Origin of the sequence: Pelosinus sp. sgz500959 (assembly GCF_042610375.1) — a bacterium.
GTDB lineage: Bacteria > Bacillota > Negativicutes > DSM-13327 > DSM-13327 > CTSoil-075.
In genome coordinates this window covers 219193-237990 of record NZ_JBGJZL010000001.1, presented here as the reverse complement: position 1 = coordinate 237990, position 18798 = coordinate 219193, and the positions used below count along the sequence as shown (strand labels likewise).

At 36.5% G+C, this 18798-nt stretch carries 18 protein-coding genes; 17 read left to right on the top strand and 1 reads right to left on the bottom strand.

Annotated elements, in window-relative coordinates; translation table 11 throughout:
* Positions 1 to 22: 22 nt before the first annotated feature.
* The 3 genes from ACAN52_RS00970 (at position 23) to waaF (ending at position 3239) form a co-directional block, all read left to right on the top strand.
* Positions 23 to 1024, top strand: a complete 1002-nt coding sequence (locus ACAN52_RS00970; RefSeq protein WP_378950858.1) for a glycosyltransferase family 8 protein — start codon at positions 23 to 25, stop codon at positions 1022 to 1024.
* Positions 1025 to 1048: 24 nt separating this feature from the next.
* Positions 1049 to 2074, top strand: a complete 1026-nt coding sequence (locus ACAN52_RS00965) for a glycosyltransferase (protein WP_378950855.1) — start codon at positions 1049 to 1051, stop codon at positions 2072 to 2074.
* A 91-nt stretch (positions 2075 to 2165) separates the two neighbouring features.
* Positions 2166 to 3239 (top strand): lipopolysaccharide heptosyltransferase II, encoded by a 1074-nt coding sequence (gene waaF, locus ACAN52_RS00960; protein ID WP_378950852.1) that lies wholly within the window; start codon positions 2166 to 2168, stop codon positions 3237 to 3239.
* 19 nt (positions 3240 to 3258) lie between these two features.
* Here the strand turns inward: waaF and ACAN52_RS00955 are convergent, their stop codons facing one another.
* On the bottom strand, positions 3259 to 4248 hold the full coding sequence (locus tag ACAN52_RS00955; RefSeq protein ID WP_378950849.1) for a glycosyltransferase family 8 protein: 990 nt from the start codon (positions 4246 to 4248) through the stop codon (positions 3259 to 3261).
* Positions 4249 to 4421: 173 nt separating this feature from the next.
* Between ACAN52_RS00955 and ACAN52_RS00950 the strand changes: the two genes are divergently transcribed.
* The 14 genes from ACAN52_RS00950 to ACAN52_RS00885 all read left to right on the top strand — a co-directional run bounded on the left by ACAN52_RS00950 (position 4422) and on the right by ACAN52_RS00885 (position 18798).
* Positions 4422 to 5237 (top strand): DUF4422 domain-containing protein, encoded by an 816-nt coding sequence (locus tag ACAN52_RS00950; protein WP_378950846.1) that lies wholly within the window; start codon positions 4422 to 4424, stop codon positions 5235 to 5237.
* Positions 5238 to 5280: 43 nt separating this feature from the next.
* Positions 5281 to 6402: a UDP-galactopyranose mutase gene (glf, locus tag ACAN52_RS00945; RefSeq protein WP_378950843.1), complete on the top strand. Its 1122-nt coding sequence runs from the start codon at positions 5281 to 5283 to the stop codon at positions 6400 to 6402.
* 38 nt (positions 6403 to 6440) lie between these two features.
* Positions 6441 to 7499, top strand: coding sequence for a dTDP-glucose 4,6-dehydratase (rfbB, locus tag ACAN52_RS00940; RefSeq protein WP_378950840.1), 1059 nt, complete (start codon positions 6441 to 6443; stop codon positions 7497 to 7499).
* A 13-nt stretch (positions 7500 to 7512) separates the two neighbouring features.
* Positions 7513 to 8391 (top strand): glucose-1-phosphate thymidylyltransferase RfbA, encoded by an 879-nt coding sequence (rfbA, locus tag ACAN52_RS00935; protein ID WP_378950837.1) that lies wholly within the window; start codon positions 7513 to 7515, stop codon positions 8389 to 8391.
* A 30-nt stretch (positions 8392 to 8421) separates the two neighbouring features.
* Positions 8422 to 8982 carry a dTDP-4-dehydrorhamnose 3,5-epimerase gene (rfbC, locus tag ACAN52_RS00930; protein WP_378950834.1) on the top strand — a complete coding sequence of 187 codons (561 nt, stop codon included), beginning with the start codon at positions 8422 to 8424 and terminating at the stop codon, positions 8980 to 8982.
* A 24-nt stretch (positions 8983 to 9006) separates the two neighbouring features.
* A complete protein-coding gene (rfbD, locus tag ACAN52_RS00925; RefSeq protein ID WP_378950831.1) occupies positions 9007 to 9840 on the top strand; it encodes a dTDP-4-dehydrorhamnose reductase in 834 nt (277 codons plus the stop codon).
* A 540-nt stretch (positions 9841 to 10380) separates the two neighbouring features.
* The gene (locus tag ACAN52_RS00920) at positions 10381 to 10827 is read left to right on the top strand and encodes a VanZ family protein (RefSeq protein WP_378950828.1); all 447 of its coding nucleotides are present in this window, start codon (positions 10381 to 10383) and stop codon (positions 10825 to 10827) included.
* Positions 10828 to 11622 (top strand): tyrosine-protein phosphatase, encoded by a 795-nt coding sequence (locus tag ACAN52_RS00915; RefSeq protein ID WP_378950825.1) that lies wholly within the window; start codon positions 10828 to 10830, stop codon positions 11620 to 11622. It begins immediately after the preceding gene.
* Positions 11623 to 11826: 204 nt separating this feature from the next.
* Positions 11827 to 12459 carry a polysaccharide biosynthesis/export family protein gene (locus tag ACAN52_RS00910; RefSeq protein ID WP_378950822.1) on the top strand — a complete coding sequence of 211 codons (633 nt, stop codon included), beginning with the start codon at positions 11827 to 11829 and terminating at the stop codon, positions 12457 to 12459.
* 43 nt (positions 12460 to 12502) lie between these two features.
* Positions 12503 to 13966 (top strand): GumC family protein, encoded by a 1464-nt coding sequence (locus tag ACAN52_RS00905; protein ID WP_378950819.1) that lies wholly within the window; start codon positions 12503 to 12505, stop codon positions 13964 to 13966.
* Complete coding sequence (locus ACAN52_RS00900; protein WP_378950816.1) at positions 13963 to 14661, top strand: CpsD/CapB family tyrosine-protein kinase; 699 nt, start codon at positions 13963 to 13965, stop codon at positions 14659 to 14661. The genes ACAN52_RS00905 and ACAN52_RS00900 overlap by 4 nt, the downstream gene beginning before the upstream one ends.
* 14 nt (positions 14662 to 14675) lie before the next feature.
* Entirely contained in the window at positions 14676 to 16160 is a 1485-nt protein-coding gene (gene wbaP, locus ACAN52_RS00895; RefSeq protein WP_378950813.1) for an undecaprenyl-phosphate galactose phosphotransferase WbaP, read from the top strand.
* 28 nt (positions 16161 to 16188) lie between these two features.
* Complete coding sequence (locus tag ACAN52_RS00890; protein WP_378950810.1) at positions 16189 to 17493, top strand: glycosyltransferase family 4 protein; 1305 nt, start codon at positions 16189 to 16191, stop codon at positions 17491 to 17493.
* 87 nt (positions 17494 to 17580) lie between these two features.
* Positions 17581 to 18798, top strand: coding sequence for a glycosyltransferase (locus ACAN52_RS00885; RefSeq protein ID WP_378950807.1), 1218 nt, complete (start codon positions 17581 to 17583; stop codon positions 18796 to 18798).

Below are 18798 nucleotides of genomic sequence, written 5' to 3'. Positions count from 1 at the left end.
GTTACAGTAAGGAGCGATGTAATTGGATATCTTAAAAAATGCAATCGCGAGGCAGGAAGTTTTTGCAGGTGACAATCGTGAAAATCACCTCAAAGATCAGATACATATTGCTTTTGGTGTTGATGCTAATTTTGTGAGACCGATGGGGGTTACAATTACCTCGTTGCTGATGAATAATCAAAATGAAAACATCATATTTCATATTTTTGTTAATTCGATTCATGAGATTGATATTAGCCGCTTAGAAGAACTAGTTAAGATATATAAAACGACAATTCATCTCTATCATATTGATAAAAGAGCTTTTGATCAGCTACCGACAACTTGGCAATATTCACATGCTACTTATAATCGTTTTCTTCTAGCAAAAGTGTTATATGGAATAGCAGATCGGGTCTTATATCTTGATGCAGATATTGTATGTGTAGGGAATATAAGAGAACTTATGGATATAAAGATGGGTGACTCTGTCATTGCAGTCGTGCAAGAAGAAAACACTCCATTTATTCAAAATCAAATTGAAAAATTGAAATTGCGAAATGGAAAATATTTTAATGCAGGTGTTCTTTGCATCGATATTAATAAATGGCAGGAAAATGATGTTTCCAATCAAGCGATGAAACTTCTGGTTGAAAATTACGGAGTCTTTAATCTGCTAGATCAAGATGCTTTGAATGTAATTTTAGATGGTAAGGTCAAATTTGTAAGTAGCAAATGGGACTTCATGTGCAATCTAGAAAAAAAGATCAAAGAAATACCCTCTGACACGGTTCTGATTCATTATACGTCGCGCGAGAAACCCTGGCATCGGTGGTGTATACATCCTCTAGCAACTACTTTTACCCACTATGCAAAAGAATCTCTTTGGCGTGATGTTCCCTTAGATAGTCAGCCGCGTAGCTATAAAGAAATGAAAATGCTTGGTCGCGCTCTATTCCATGAAAAGGATTTTTTAGGTTCTTTATATTGGTATTTTAAATACGCACAAGAAAAGGCGAAACTACGATTCGAGAAGAAGAAGTAATACAAAATTGTTGAGGAGGCAAGCATGATCAAAAAAGTACTTACCATTGTATCAGGAGCACCTTCTGGTTGCCTAAATGTGGCAATGATGCTCGCTGATTATTTTAGTCAGTTTTATGATTCAGAAGTTGTACTTAGAAAATATAACAAAGCTGGAATCAAAAATGCAATTGTTGTAAAGGATATTTTGGCTCTTGATTATATTTGGCGATTAGCGCGACAATTGAATGTGACAAGGCCTTCCATGATTATTGTACATGGCTACAGTACACATCTGTGGACAAAATTTGCAGCTGCATTCAGAAAAATACCCTTAATCCATGTTGAACATAATGTGGAAAAATACACTCCTTTTAGGCGTTGGCTACTCAAAATAACAGATCAATATACATTATCTTATATTTGCGTGTCCAATGGTGTGGCAAAACACCTGATCAAACAAGGAGCAGATGCTAAAAAAGTAAATGTGATATACAATGGTATCGATATTGAAAAATTTAAGGTGCAAAAAGAGCCTCAAGAAACATATACCATTGGTATGATTGCTCGATTTGTTACCCAAAAAGATCAAATGACATTAATCAAAGCAATGGAATATATCATTCATAAGAAAAAATTACCAATACAATTGATTTTTCAAGGGGATGGCAAGAAAAAGTCCAACTGTATCGAATATGTAAAAAAACACAATTTGGAACAGGCGATCAAATTTGAGACAGGAAAATTTCTGGAATTAGCTCCTAAATTGGACTTGTTTATCTTAGCAACTCACTATGAAGGGCTACCCCTCGTATTATGTGAAGCTATGGCATCTAAAATTCCAACCATCGCAACAAATGTTCCAGGTGTCGATGAAATTATTGAACATGGTGTAGATGGCTATTTAGTACCACACCAAGATCATTTAAAATTAGCGGAACAAATTGAGTTTTGTTTTAATAATAAAAATGAACCGGTCATAGATCACATTATTAATCATGCATTCCTTAAGGTAAATCAAGAATTTACGATTATGAAAATGTGTCAAGAATACAAAAAAATACTGGATTAACATTTGATATAATATATGAGAATAAATACCATTAAATTTAATGATGAAAAAATAGCTTAAAAGCTATTATACTTTCTAAGGTGGAGGATTAATGATTTTTTCTGACAAGCCATTTAATAAAGTTTTATTTTATTATACTGGAGATACATTAGGAGATATGATCATTTCAACGAGTGCGATCGCTCTTTATAAAAAAAAATTTCCCAATGCACATATTACTATGATGGTTCGGTCAAATTTTGCTCCAATACTCTGGAATAGTTTGTTGATTGATGATGTATTAGAATTAGATTATAAACGTTTAAAAACATCTTGGTTGTATTATATACAACTGATTAGAAGAATAAAGAATAAAAAGTTTGACATTTCAATTGCTATGGATCAAAAGGCAAAAGCTGCTATTCTTACTTACTTTGCCCAAATACCCAAAAGAATTGGTTACAGGGGTGTATCTCTTGCACCTAGTAAGATCGTTAGCCGTTTGTACAATGAAATTGTAAATATTGACAATGTACAAGAGCTACCTGTATCTGAATTCTTTTTAACGATCATTCGTGGCTTTTTGGGATTAGAGGTAACCGATACTGGAAGGCCATTCGTAGGGTGTGAATTGACTAAAGAAGCAGAAGATGCAGAACTAAGATTCGCCGCAATTACAGAACCTAAAAGGCTTCGCATTGGACTTTGCTTAGCCGGCCGAAATAAATTAAAAAGTTGGCCGAATGCAAGTACTGCAGAATTAATTAATCGTATAAATCAAAAGTACTCTGTGAATTTTTTTATAGTTGGAACAAAAGAAGATAGCTCATTTGTAGAAGAATTGGCAAGTCTGACAGCAGTTCCTTTATGCAATTTTTGTGGTAAAACGAATATTCGAGAATTAGTTTCCATGCTTAGAAGAACCGACTTATTTATTACGGTTGATACAGCGAGTATGCATATTGCAGCTGCTTTAGAGATACCATTAGTCGCTCTTTTTGGACCTTTTTCCCCAGAAAAATGGAAACCCGTAAGTGAAAATGCTGCTATATTATGGAATAGGACTGATTGCAGCCCTTGTAATTGTATGAATGTAGAGAAGTGTCCACAACATATTTGTATGAGAGATCTATCCGTTGAAGAGGTATATCGGGCTGTTTGTAGCCAATTAGATAAGCTAAACTAGAAAGCATAGAGAGTTTTCGTCATTTTTGGTCATTTAAACCAAGCGTTTTCATGCTTTTGTTCTTTATATATTTGCCAAGCCAAACGATACTTTCTATATAGTTACCTTCTTTCCATAGTTTCTTGGAATAAGGCCTCATGTCGTGATAATGATTAGGTAGTTGGAGAGGTAATCCATTCCAGGGGGAGATCTTTTCGTAATCGAAATAGGCACTTTTTATATTTTGGTCATATAAAGCTGTCCAAGGTTTAGGGTTTGCAGCAAAATGCAGCAATATTGCATCTTGAGAACCACTGCGTGTTTTCTCAGATAAAATATAATTCCAATTTTTATTGAGGAATTTTGACTTACCATCTAATAATACATTGAGAGCATCTTGATCTAAAAATTCAAAGTGGTCAGGAGTTTCAAAAAGCATGTCGAGAGCTTGTTCACTAATGTTATTGAAATTCCATTTTTTGATATCGATTAACAATACGCCAGCATTAAAATATCGAGCAGTACGTAATGCCTTAGATCTTGTTGTAGCTGTATATCTTATATCAGTAACTGTTGCTGTGATATTATCTTCCAGATCAAGTTCTACTAATGGCATAATGCTTTTTAAACAGACGATATCGGAATCCAAATAAAGTACTCGATCGGCATTGACCACCTTAGGAAGTATGAACCTAAAGTAGGTGGGAATCGGAAGATATCTTTTTGTGGGTAAGCCTTCAAAGGGCTTGTCATCAATAAGGTAAAGTATAATATCTATGCAACATTGCTTTGATAAAAGCTTCAGTCGATCGATATCGATTTTTTCGATTGAATTTGCAAAAACATGAAAAGTAAGGGCTAAATTGGGATTGTTTATAGCAATTGATGTTATTGCGACCCCCATGTAACGGGCATAGGCAGCATTAATGCCAAAACCAATATTAAATTTTGTTTGATCCGTTGTTGCTAATTGTCCTTTAAAAAAAATACGTTCCTTAACAGAGTCGAACAAACCACGAGAAAATTTCATTAGTAAACACTCCTTAGTAAATAGAGTAACTTATCACCACATTAAAAGCTAATCACATGAGAGAACTGTTAGAAAAACTTGCTTTCTTATTTAATTAGCTATTTTTATGATAGATTCCTTTTTTATAAGAGAAAGGTCTGAATCGAATTTTTTAGAGATCGAGGTATAAACCGATGAAATCAACTTTTTATATTGCTTGTCATAAACCTTATTGGACTCCAGTACATCCTGATTATCAAGTTCTCCATGTAGGAGCTACTACTTCTGATACTAAGTTGCCAGGATTTCGTGATGACGAAGGAGAGTCTATTTCTGAAAAAAATAGCAATTATTGTGAACTCACAGGGCTTTTTTGGATTTGGAAAAATGACAGAACCAGTGATGTTATAGGCCTTTGTCATTATCGACGCTATTTTGCTTTTCAAGAACCTGGAAGAGGTATCTTTCCTGGGTCGCGTGAGATTATTGCGGGTAGAGATTTTACTTCATATCTTGATAAGATGATTAATCCTGCCAAGTTAGATTTGTATTTGAGTAAATACGATATGATATTACCTACACCTCGATGTTTTCCAATTGGTATAGAAGAATATTACCAAGAAAATCATATTCCCGAAGATTGGAATATAATGAAAGAGGTATTAAATCTTCTTTTCCCTGAATATTCATCTTCAATGGAAAAAGTTTTTGCAGATAAATGGTTTTATCCTTATAACATGTTTATTATGCACAGAAAAATATTTGACGAATATATGCCCTGGCTTTTTTCTATCCTAGATGAAGTTGAAAAAAGAATAAACATTAGTCAAGATATTTATCAAAGAAGAGTATTTGGTTTTTTAGCAGAGCGATTACTCAATGTATATGTCTATCACCATAGTTTCAAGGTAAAAGAAATACCTATTATTTTTATTGATGAGCAGCAAGAGTCTTTGAAATATAAAAAGAAACTTTTTAAATTTATCCTAAGGGATATCAGAAGATGGTGAAGTGTACCGCTATGAATAATAGTTTGATTGTGGGGGTGTAGGTTTGGGAGAATGTAACTATGATTATATAATTGTTGGATCTGGATTATTTGGTAGTGTTTTTGCTCATCAAATGACTCAAAGGGGAAAAAAGTGTCTTATAATGGAGAAACGATCTCATTCTGGCGGAAATCTTTACTGTACAGATGTTCAAGGTATCAAGGTTCATCGCTATGGAGCGCATATTTTCCATACAAGTAATAGGAAGGTTTGGGACTATGTTAATAGTCTTGTGCAATTTTATCCATTTATTAACTCGCCCTTAGCACGGTATAAAGATAAATTATATAATTTACCTTTTAATATGAACACTTTTTATCAAATATGGGGTGTAATAACTCCCGAAGAAGCTAAAGGAAAATTGGATAACCAACGAAGTCAATACATTAACATTAAACCTCATAATTTAGAAGAACAGGCTCTTCAATTGGTAGGAGATGATCTTTATAATAAATTAATTAAAGGTTATACAGAAAAACAATGGGGGTGTTCTGCGAAAGAACTTCCAGCTTTCATCATTAAAAGACTACCTGTTCGTTTTACTTTTGACAATAATTATTTTCAGGATACTTTTCAAGGTATACCTATTGAAGGGTATAATGCAATGATTGATCGCCTGCTCGAGAATGTTCCTATTATGTTGGGAGTTGATTTCTTGAAGGTAAGAGAAGAATGGGGGAAAAAAGCAAAGAAAATTGTATTTACAGGTCGGATCGATGAATGGTTTAATGAATGTTTTGGTACATTGGATTATCGTAGTCTTGCTTTTGAAGATGAATTATTAGATGTAAACAATTTTCAAGGTAATGCAGTTGTTAATTATACAGAAAGAGAAATCCCATATACTCGTATTATTGAACATAAACATTTTGTAGGCAGTAATGAGCCATACAGTGTGATCACAAAAGAATTTCCCAAAGCTTGGATCCGTGGGCAAGAACCGTTCTATCCAATAAACAATGAACGAAACAATAAATTATATGAACAATATTTTGCATTATCTAAAACAACCCCAGAAATTATTTTTGGCGGACGTTTAGGGGAATATCGCTATTATGATATGGATAAGGTGATTGAAAAGGCTTTAGAAGCTGTAGAGAAAGAAGTTTTCTCTTTTAATGAGTAGTTGATTTAATTTATGTATTTTAGCATGGAGGAGATACCATGAACGTACTTGTTACGGGCGGGGCTGGTTTTATTGGGAGTAATTTTATTCAGATTGCATTGAAAAATCAAGATATACATATTCTTAATTTAGATAAATTGACATACGCAGGGAATCTAGATTCGTTATGTTCGATAGAACATCACTCTCGTTATACATTTGTTCATGGTGATATTTGCGACCAGGTCACTGTTGATCAAATATTTGTTGATTATCAGCCTGATGTCGTCGTGCATTTTGCCGCAGAGTCTCATGTGGACCGCTCGATTGATGGACCCCTATCTTTTATTCAAACGAATATAAATGGAACCTTCGTACTTTTGGAAGGAACAAGGAAATATTGGAATAATTTGCAATGTGATCTAAAGGAAAAATTTCGTTTTCTACATGTTTCAACTGATGAGGTATATGGTTCTCTCGGTGCGACAGGTTATTTTACGGAAGAAACGCCTTATGTACCGAATTCACCCTACTCAGCTTCCAAAGCATCTTCCGATCATTTAGTTCGTGCTTATCATCACACCTATGGATTGCCTGTTTTGATGACAAATTGTTCTAATAACTATGGTCCATATCAATTTCCAGAAAAATTAATTCCACTAATGATCTTGAATGCTTTAGAGGGTAAACCTTTGCCTGTATATGGAACAGGACAGAATGTGCGTGACTGGCTTTATGTAGAGGATCACTGCCAGGCAATCTTAAAAGTGCTTCAAAAAGGGGTTGTAGGTGAAAAATATAATATTGGTGGGCATAATGAAAAAACCAACCTGAGTATTGTACATACATTATGTGATGTGCTTGACCGTAAGAGTCCTCGTAAAGATGGATTGTCTTATCGTGAGCAAATCTTATTTGTTAAAGATCGTCCCGGGCACGACTTGCGTTATGCCATTGATGCATCCAAAATTGAGCGAGAATTAGGATGGTATCCAGTAGAAACTTTTGAGACAGGGATTATCAAAACCGTAGAATGGTATCTAGGTCATGGAGACTGGTGCAGTCGAGTTACTGATGGTAGCTATCGAAGAGAACGTTTGGGAAGTGGAGAGTCGTAAGGGGGAAAGGAAAATGTCAATAACCAAAGGAATTATTCTGGCAGGTGGTTCAGGAACACGTCTCTACCCCATCACTAAATCCATTAGTAAACAATTAGTACCAGTCTATGATAAACCCATGATTTACTATCCCTTAACAACTTTGATGCTTGCTGGGATTCGTGATATATTGGTTATTACTACACCTCATGAACAGGATAGTTTTCGTAGTTTATTAGGCACTGGTGAACAGTGGGGGATCAATTTATCTTATGCAGTTCAGCCCAGTCCAGATGGATTGGCACAAGCCTTCTTAATTGGCGAAAAGTTTATTGATCATGATCCTTGTGCGCTGATACTTGGGGACAATATTTTTTATGGTTATGGTTTTAGTCAGAAATTACAGTTTGCTGCTCAGCAAGACAAAGGGGCTACAGCCTTTGCTTATTGGGTAAAAGATCCTGAACGTTACGGAGTGGTGGAGTTTGATGAAAATGGGCAGGCTGTAAGTCTAGAAGAAAAGCCTGAAAGACCAAAATCCAGTTATGCGGTTACGGGCTTATATTTCTATGATCAACGTGTTGTGGAATTTGCCAAGTCTTTAAAACCATCATCTAGAGGAGAATTAGAAATTACTGATTTAAATTGTTTATATTTAAAGCAAGATGCACTGCGGGTAGAGACTTTAGGGCGTGGGTATGCATGGCTCGATACGGGTACTCATGATAGCCTGTTACAAGCATCCAACTACATTGCAACAATACAAGAACGACAGGGTTTGATGGTAGCGTGCCCTGAAGAAATAGCTTATCGTATGGGGTACATCTCTCACAGTAATTTGGTAACATTAGGTAACGTTATGAAGAAAAATGGATATGGTCAATATCTCTTACAATTGGTAAGAGAATCATAAATAAAGACTTATCTTATGGGAGTGAATCGAGTGAAGGTTATAGAGAGCAATTTGCCAGGGATATTGATTATTGAACCTAAGGTATTTGGTGATGCACGAGGTTTTTTTCAGGAGACTTGGAGTCAAGATAAGTATGCGGCAATAGGTATTAAGCAACGGTTTGTGCAAGATAATCTATCCTTTTCCACACGTGGTGTACTCAGAGGGCTTCATTATCAACAACCTAATAGCCAAGGAAAATTAATAGCTGTGGTACAGGGGGAAGTTTTTGATGTGGCTGTTGATATTCGTGTAGGATCACCGAATTTTGGAAAGTGGACAGGTATCATATTATCCTCGGAGAATCATCGTCAATTATGGGTGCCGCCTGGTTTTGCTCATGGATTTTGTGTATTGAGTAATGCTGCATATTTTACCTATAAGTGTACAGATGTGTATGCACCCCACGCTGAGGGCGGGATGATTTGGAGTGACCCAGATATCGGTATTCAGTGGCCGTTGACAGACATTGTATTATCCGATAAAGATCAAGTGTATCCAAAGCTTAGAGATATTAAAGTTGAACGGTTGCCACAGATGAATGATCTTTGAATTTTATAGAGGAAGAGTGGGAGCATGAGAATAGTAGTGACTGGAGCTTCTGGACAACTTGGCAAAGAAATTGCAAAACAGGGTAGTAATCATGAGTTGATACTGACGAATTCTGATATTTTAGATATAACAGATGAAAGAAATGTGAAATCTTATTTTAATGAAATAAAACCACAGGCCGTTATTCATTGCGCTGCTTATACAAATGTAGATGGGGCTGAATCGGATGCAGATGGAGCATTCCGATTGAATGTAGTTGGTACGCAAAATATTGCTGCAGCTTGCCTGGAAGCAGGTGCGCGTATGGTATATGTAAGCACGGATTATGTTTTTGATGGTGAGAAGCAAGAAGCTTATCGTGAATTTGAACAAGTCAATCCTCAAAGCGTATATGGGCATACAAAATTCCAAGGTGAACAAATGGTAAGGCAAATTTTAGGGCGGCATTATATTGTGAGAACTGCTTGGCTATATGGTGATGGCAATAATTTTGTACGGACTATGCTGACACTTGCGAAAAAAGATGATACACTACGTGTTGTTGATGATCAAGTGGGTACGCCAACTTCAACCGTTGATCTTACCTGGGTGATTTTCAAATTGCTGTCAAGTGATGCTTATGGTACTTATCATGCTACTTGTCAAGGACAGTGTTCTTGGTATGAATTTGCATGCGAAATTTTTCAGCAAGCGGGGAAAAAAGTGAATGTTGTGCCAGTGACGACGGCAGAATTTATAAGACCTGCCAAACGTCCAGCTCATTCTGTCTTAGATAACTATATGCTGCGTATGACAATTGGTGATCCCATGAGAACGTGGCAGGAAGCATTAAGAGATTATGTCGCTAGAATTGATTGAAACATTATAAATGAGTTCCGAGTACATCTTTTTTGACAGTGTGGGGATTTTTGTCTAGAGTGGCACCTTTCATGCGCGTAATCTCCAGCTAAGAGGAGATCTAGATCTTGCATCAGGCATGCGGTGGCATACAGTCGTGCGCTCAAATCGAGAGCGGGATACCTTGAGTGGTTTTCATCCTCATTTTGATGGGAAAGGCGGTAGCCAACTACTGGCAACTACCTGTTTTACCGCAAGAACCTAGGTCATATACATTTCGAAACACATGTTGGTAGTTTCGCAGTTCGTCCTGAACCTTTAGGGCGCAAAATAAACTAGCGTATTTAGTCGTAGTTTTGGCTACGACTGTTTTTTTAAAGAGCTATCTTTGCTATAATGTCAATAGGGATAATCCAAAAGTGTGTCTCATTTTATCGGAAGGAAAAGCGAGGGAGATAAATTCTAAATTTTATGCAACGTATGGGGGAATGGTAAATATCTGCTCATAAATAAAGTTTGAACTTTGTTTAATTTTAACAACAAAAGGTAGACTCAAAACGTATGAATAAAAAGTTATGGCGCTGGTTACTTGTGACTGGGCTCATTATGATCATTTACGCTTTATCGAATATCCCAAATCTTCATATCATTCCAGAAAGTACAATACCACTCTGGTTTAAGAAGTTGATTGGGCGGTATACCATTAAATTTGGTACAACAGGTTATTTTTCTTATACAATCTCTCTTCATCCTGACTATATTCTTCATAAAATTGGGCATATTATAGCTTTTGGCACATTGGGGGTCGCTATTTATTGGGCAATGAGTTATTCAGTCATTTGGGCAATTACCTTGAACGCAGTATTAGCGACGTTAGATGAATGGCATCAATCTTTTGTGCCAGGTCGCAGTGGTCGATTTGGCGATGTGATTCTTGACACCCTAGCTGCTATTGTTTTCATAGGGATTATGAAATATTTAAATCAACGAAAAAGGAGTATAGACTGAATGTTTGACTTACACAGCCATATCATACCTGGTATTGATGATGGCTCGAAAAATATGGAAACCTCTCTTACCATGTTACAAATAGCAATTCAAAATGGCACAACGGATATTGTAGCCACTCCCCATGTTATTGAAGGTGAGTGGCTACCAACTTGGGATCGCATTCTCAAAGAATGTGCAGGATTGCAAAAAAAAGCCCAGAAAGCCGGGATTGAAATTAATATTTTCCCTGGAGGAGAAGTAGCACTTTATCTTGATATTCTAAAGATACTCAAAGGTCCAGGTCCATATTGTATTAATGGTGGTCGGTATATGCTCGTCGAATTGCCATCATCAGAAATTCCTAGCTTTACCGATGACTTCTTCTTCACCTTACAAACGCGGGGCATTACTCCAATTTTAGCTCATCCTGAACGATATCCCGAACTTGCAAAGAAACCAGAAATTTTAGCGGAGTGGATTCGAACTGGGGTCTTGACCCAAATGAATGGGACGAGTATAACTGGACTTATGGGAACGCGAGTGATGGAAACGGCAGAATTCTTTCTAAGGAATAATATGATTCATGTTATCGGTTCAGATGCGCATGGCATACGCAATCGCAATACGAATTTGACATCCGCCATCGATAAAATCACCATGATGATTGGCACTGAGAGGACTCAGCAACTTATGGTCACTAATCCTAGCGATATTATTCATAGTCGGGATATTGAGATTCCTGAAATCGGGAATTTCAATCAGCAAAAACAAAATCAAGGAATGATGGGGTGGTTATATAAATTATGGAAATGATGCAATAAATGTCGAAAAAGGGCAGTTTATTTCCCTTTACCTTATGTTTTTCAAGAGTTATAATAATTAAATCATTTCTAAATGTAGAAGTATAGATTAAAACATCATTTTCCAATTATGCTTTAATCCTTTGACAAGGGTTTCTGTCGATTAGTGGAGAATACTAAGTATAATAAATCATGATATTACACAGGAGGGTTTTGGGTGAAAAGATTAAGGACGGTATTAATCTTAGCTATGCTACTAGTCAGCATGGCAATAGGGGTTGTTAATGCGGAAGAATATCGCCTAGGGCCAGGAGATGTGCTCAATGTAACAGTATGGGGTTATGAAGATCTACAGGTTAAAGAGTTGATTGTTAGACCTGATGGGAATATTGCTTTTCCTCTTGTAGGAGAGGTGAAAGCTGCTGGAACTTCTGCGGGAACATTGACAGAGAATCTAACTCAAGGTTTGAGTGGTTATGTCAAAGATCCTAAAGTCACAGTCAATGTGCTTAAATTTCACACAACACGAGTTTATGTCCTTGGTGAGGTTGTCAAACCAGGCATGTATGAAATTGAAAGAGATCATAACTTACTTGATGCTATTGGCATTGCTGGTGGTTATACTAAAAATGCGGCTAAAAAGCAGGTTATGATTTTGCACAAAGGTAAAATGGATGCACCGATTAAAGCGAACTTATTAAATATCTTGCAAAAAGGAGATATGACTCAGAACTATGTTCTTGGCGAAGGGGATGTGGTCTATCTTACTGATAATGGTAAAATCAATTTTGCAACGGATATTCTTCCGTGGATTTCGGCAACCTATCAGATTGTAAGAATAAATGATTAAAACAGGAAATCTTAGTGATTAATCAACAAATTGGAGGATAAAAGTGGAAGAAACAACGATAGATCTAAAAGATATAATGAAAACCATAAAAAAACGTCGTAAACTCATTGCTAGTATTTTCGGTACATCCGTTATATTAGCTATCATTATCAGTTTCCTTATTCCACCGACCTATGAAGCGGAAACTACTTTAAGGATTAAACAACCTAAGGGGTTAGCTGATTCTCTCTTGGGTGATTTACCTATGGGAAATTCAGGCGCAACCAAACAACTTATGTCTACGTATGCTGAAATCTTAAAAAGCCGTACGGTAGTACAAGTGGTCATTGATGCCACTCAGTCTGACAAGGAAAAAGTACCTACTTATGAGGACATGCTCAAGCGAATTACAACGCAATCTGTAAAAGATACGGAGATACTCAAAGTTAAAGTGACAGCTCCCTCAGCAGAAGAGGCTCAAATCGTCACTAACTTATTGGTGAATACCTTTAACGAGCGCATGACTTATTTAGTACGCTCGGAGCAAACCAACATTCGCAAATTTATTGGTGAACGCTTGATAGAAGCCAAAAAAGAATTAGAACAGGCGGAAACGCTATTAGAAAAATACAAACGGGAAGAAAAAATCGTAGCGCCAGAGGCTGAAACTAAGGCGATGATCGATAAATTCGCTACAATTGATCAATTAGCAGCGGAAAACTCCGTTGCCACTGCAGCAGCTCAGGCTCGACTGGGTACTACAAACCAACAATTGTCGAAGGAAAAACCGGGATTTGTAGCAGATAGTCCGTTCATCCAACAATATAAAGGGAAACTTGCAGAGCTAGAAGTGAAGTTAGTTACTTTATCTGCGAATTACACTGATAAGCATCCTGAAGTAGTGGCTACGCGAGCTGCGATTACTGAAACCAATGGAAAGTTGAGTCGTGAAATTTCATCCGTGATTAGTGCCAATGCCCCTTCGATGAATCCTATCCACCAAGGTTTACTCCAAAGTCAGATTGAATCTGAAACTGAAATTTCAGCACGTACAGCACAAAAACAAGCCATACAAAGCATTATCAGCATGAATGAACAAGAACTCAGCAAACTTCCTGCCAAAGAACAAGGACTTGCCAAAGTCATGCGTGATGCTTCCGTTAATCAAGAAATCTATATTATGTTAGCAAAACGGCACGAAGAAGCACGAATTAGTGAGGTTATGCAACCTACGGATGTACAAGTTATTGATGTGGCGATTGAACCAAAGAAGCCCATCAGTCCTAAGAAAACCTTGAACGTGATCATTGCAGTTTTCTTAGGCTTATTTGTTGGTTTGGGTCTTGCCTTTATGTTGGAATATATGAATAAAACTGTACGAACAGCCGATGATGTTCAACGTTATTTGGATTTACCCGTTATTGGGAGTATTCCAGACTTTGATAGTAAAATGACCTTGAGAGAACCAAGGAATTTCTGGTCTAAAATTCAAAACTTAAGAATAAGCAAGAAAGGGGAAAAAGTATGAATACCACTAATAAACGTCGGCTGATTGTTCATGAACAAGCTAAATCTCCTATTGCTGAAGCTTATCGTACTCTACGGACGAATATTCAGTTTTCAAAAGCGGATGGTGAACTTAAGACCATTATGTTTACGAGCTCTGGTCCTGGTGAAGGAAAATCCACTACTATTGCCAATACTGCAGTAGCTTTGGCTCAGTCAGGAAAAAAAGTCATTCTCATGGACTGCGATCTACGAAAACCAGTACAACATAAAATTTTTGGCAAGAAAAATCGCGGCGTTACAAATATTTTAGTAGAAGAATTGTTAGCAGAAGATTTTATACAAGATACGCAAGTTGAGAATCTGCGAGTGTTAACCAGTGGTCCCATTCCTCCAAATCCTTCAGAATTACTAAGCACTCGTAAAATGGAGGAATTGATTAATACTCTGAAGGAGCAGTGCGATTATCTGATCATTGATGCTCCTCCTGTTATTGCAGTAACTGATGCTTGCGTATTAGCGACGAAAGTGGATGGAATTACGTTAGTAGTCAGTTCGGGGTCCATTAGGCCTGAAATGGCGCAAAAGGCCAAAGATTTGTTAGTGAAAGCCAATGGACATTTGCTGGGAGTAATCCTCAATCGCGTGGAGATTGAGGAAGAACATGCTTACTACTATTATTACTATGGCAGTGATAATAAGAAAATAACGAAATAAGAGGGGATGATGAATTGACTCCTCCTGCAAGAACGATAGCTATCAAACAATCGATAAGTTCTATTAGCAGTTTTTCGCGCATTGGGCAATATGTAGCACCTTTGATTTTGGCTGCTGTTGATTATATAACAGTAATTTTTGCAGTGTTAACAGCATGGTATTTACGTACTATTATATTACCTGAATATTTTTTAATGCTACATCCCTTTCATGTTCATAATACATATGTTTACTTTATTTATCCATTTACATATTTTCTTTTTTTGTCATATGAAGGGATGTATACAAAACGATTACCATTTTGGAAGAACGTAGAAATCATATTTAAAATTTGTATTTTTGTAAGCACGTTGGCGATTGTTGTTATGTATTTTACAGGTAAGGCAGAAAATATATCTCGTGCATTTGTGGTATTTACATGGCTATTTAGTTTTCTTTATCTAATATCTGCCCGGCATATCACCAAGCGTATTTTAGTGGCGACTGGTTTATGGAAAAAACCAGTCGTGATTGTGGGTGCCGGAAAGACGGCAGAATTATTAGCAAAAAGTTTTGAGGATGAACCTAATTTAGGTTATAAAATTGTGGGACTCGTTGAGGATAATCATATTGAGTGCTCATTACTTAATCGATATCCACATATTGGACTGTTTGCAGATGTTGAACAAGCTGTGATTGACAGTGGTGTACAGGAAGTCATTATTGCTACTCCAGGGCTTGAACGAGAAGAAATGCTAGATTTGGTTTATCGAATTCAGCCTTATGTGAGAAATTTAACTATTGTACCCGATTTATTTGGTATTCCGTTGAGTAACATGGAAGTGGAAACCTTATATAATGAAAAGACGGTTATGTTAAAGGCACGCAACAATCTATCCCTATTTAGAAATCGTTTTATTAAAAGAGTATTTGATATTGTATTTGGAATGATTGTTTTTATTCTTATATTACCCATATTATTAGGGATTTACCTTATCATACAATATGATTCAAAAGGATCTCCTTTGCATACAGCTAAAAGGTTAGGCAAAGGAGGACAAGAGTTTTCATGCTATAAATTTAGGACAATGCATGTAGGTGCTGATAGTTTGCTTGAAACATATTTTGCTCAGAATCCTGAAGCTAAAGAAGAGTGGGATAAATTTGCAAAATTGAAAAATGGTGATCCCCGTGTTACTCATGTTGGAAAATTCCTAAGGAAGTATAGTTTGGACGAGTTGCCACAGATTATAAATGTGTTAAAAGGTAACATGAGTTTAGTGGGGCCCCGACCTTATTTGCCACGTGAAAAAGCTAGGATGGGTTATTTCGCCAATACTATTTTATATACGGTACCAGGTATTACTGGTTTGTGGCAAGTGAGTGGGCGAAATGAAATTGCGTTTGAAGGGCGTTTGCAATTAGATTCATGGTATGTACGTAATTGGTCGGTGTGGCATGATATGGTGTTATTGATTAAAACTATAAATGTAGTTTTTGGGAAAAAAGGTGCCTATTAATTTGAATTTGTGAAGGAGAAACTGCAGGGTGAAAAACAAACATCTTCTTATTTATGCGCACTACTATCATCCAGATGTGGCTTCCACAGGGCAGATTCTCAAGGAACTGGCGGAAGGTATGTTGAGTAATTTTCGTATAACTGTTATTTGCGTGGTGCCATCTTATAGCGGAGTAATTGCTCCCCAATATCAAGGTGAAAAATATTACTTTGAAAACATCAACGGTGTAGATGTAATCCGTGTTCGTGTACCAGAGTTTGATAAAACCAGAAAAAACAGCAGGGTAAAGAATATACTTACTTACTTCTTTCGTGCTATGTGGGCAACCAGAAAGGTAAAAGAAGTTGACTATGTTTACAGCATTTCACAGCCGCCGATCCTTGGTGGATTGCTTGGTGTGTGGGGCAAATGGATGAAGCATGCCAAGTATATATATAACATACAGGATTTTAATCCAGAGCAGATAATAGCCACAGGTTACAGCAAAAACCAAATGATTCTGAATTTGATGCTGTGGTTTGATAAATTCAGTTGTAAACACACCAACAAGGTTATTGTTGTTGGTCGGGATATGGTGGAAACACTGAAAAGAAGGTTTGAGGGGAAAGATATCCCCAAATACGCATTTGTGAATAATTGGATAGATGAGAAAGCAATCTATCCCTTGGAATTGACAGATTTTCATGTAACTGCATTCCGAAAGAAGTATGGATTAGAAAACAAATTCATTTTCATGTATAGTGGAAATCTTGGCTTATATTACGATCTTGAAAATTTGATGCGAGTAATCAAGAAATTCCCACAGGAAACAAAGACCGCAGATGAACGAGACGTTGTGTTTGCATTTGTAGGCGACGGAAGTATTCGTGACAAGCTAGTTCTATATAAAGACAAAAATCATATGGAGAATGTGATTTTTATTCCATATCAAGATAAAGCTGATCTTAGCTATAGTCTTAATGCTGCTGATGTTCACTGGTGTGTAAGTGCAAAGGGGATCAAGGGAGTGTCGGTTCCATCGAAACTGTATGGAGAAATTGCCACAGGTAAGCCAGTGCTTGGTGTTTTAGAAAATGGGGCAGAAGCCCGCCTAATTATGGAAGAAACCCAATGCGGTCTTGTCTGTGAGCCGGGTGACTATGAGCAGGTGGATAGAAATATCCGTTGGTTTATTAACCATGCAGATGATGAAGAAATAAGTACTATGGGTAGAAGAGGTCGGGAATTTCTGGAAAAAAATCTGGCGAAAGATGTGTCAGTTAAAAAGTATATAGAGGAAATTCTGAGCTGTGGTGATCACTTTGAAGTCAATGAACAGAAACTGGGAAATTAAGAACTAGCTAGAAGATGAATTTCAATGAATAGCAATTATTACAAAATACATGATTGAGATATTGCTTAACAATGGCGGGGGAAACAGATGAAGTACATATTAATAAATTCTTGGTGCAAAAAAGGGAGTACAGGTAATATCGTTTACGATTTTTATCAATACTTAATTCAACAAGGGCATGATGTGTATTTCTTCCACGGTAGAGAGAGTGCGCAAGATGATAAAAATATAATACGATTGACTTCCAAGAATGCGGTGAAAGTTCATGCTGGTCTAGCTAGAGTAACAGGATTACAAGGCTTTTTTTCAAATCATGAAACTAATAAGTTGATTAATTTTATTGATTCGTTTGAGCCGGACTATGTTTATCTGTTTAATTTGCATGGTTATTATATCAATGAATTTAAATTATTAGAATACTTGAACTTAAAAAATCAAAAAACAGTGTACATGCTTTTTGATGAATATCCTTACTTAGGGAAATGTTGCTTTTCAGAAGATTGCCGAAAGTTTGAAATCAAATGTTCTAATTGCCCCAAAGTAAGAGACTACCCGTCCTCTCTTTATTTTGATAGGAGTGAATTAATTTTTAATAAAAAAAAGCAAGTATATATGGGGTGGACAAATTTAGTGTTTACTGGCGTGGAATATATTCAAAAAAAAGCAATGATATCAGCGTTAGCCAGAAATATACCCTTTATAGCATTTGATATGGGGGTTGATTTAGATGACCTATATTATCCGAGAGAAACAGCTTTAGTTCGAAAAAAATTGATGATACGTGAAAATTGTACAGTAGTGCTAACAGTCGGTTTTTCATCGGACAAAAGAAAAGGTATTAGCAAATTTGTTGAACTTTCAAGAATGTTTGATGTTAATACAGTTTTTATAAATATAGGCTATGATAAGGATGTTACTGAAGATCTTCCATCTAATTTTATCCCAATCAAATATGTTGCCGATTTGAATGAAATGGCCGAGTATTACTCTTTGGCTGATGTTTATGTCACTACAAGTTCTGGTGAGGCGATGTCGAACGCGTGTTTAGAAGCCATGGGTTGCGGAACCCCGATAGTGGCATTTGATAAATCGGGAATGTCTTATTTAGGTTTGAGTCCAAATGTAAATTTGGCGGCATATGATGATTTGACAATGATGAAAAAACTAATAATTGCATGTGGCAGAAAAAATAATCTTGATTCTACAAAATGTAGAGAGTATGCTTTAAAGAGATTTAGAAGACAAGATTTCCTGCTACACCTATATGAAGCAGGAAAACATATTGATAAGGTAGTTGAAAGATAA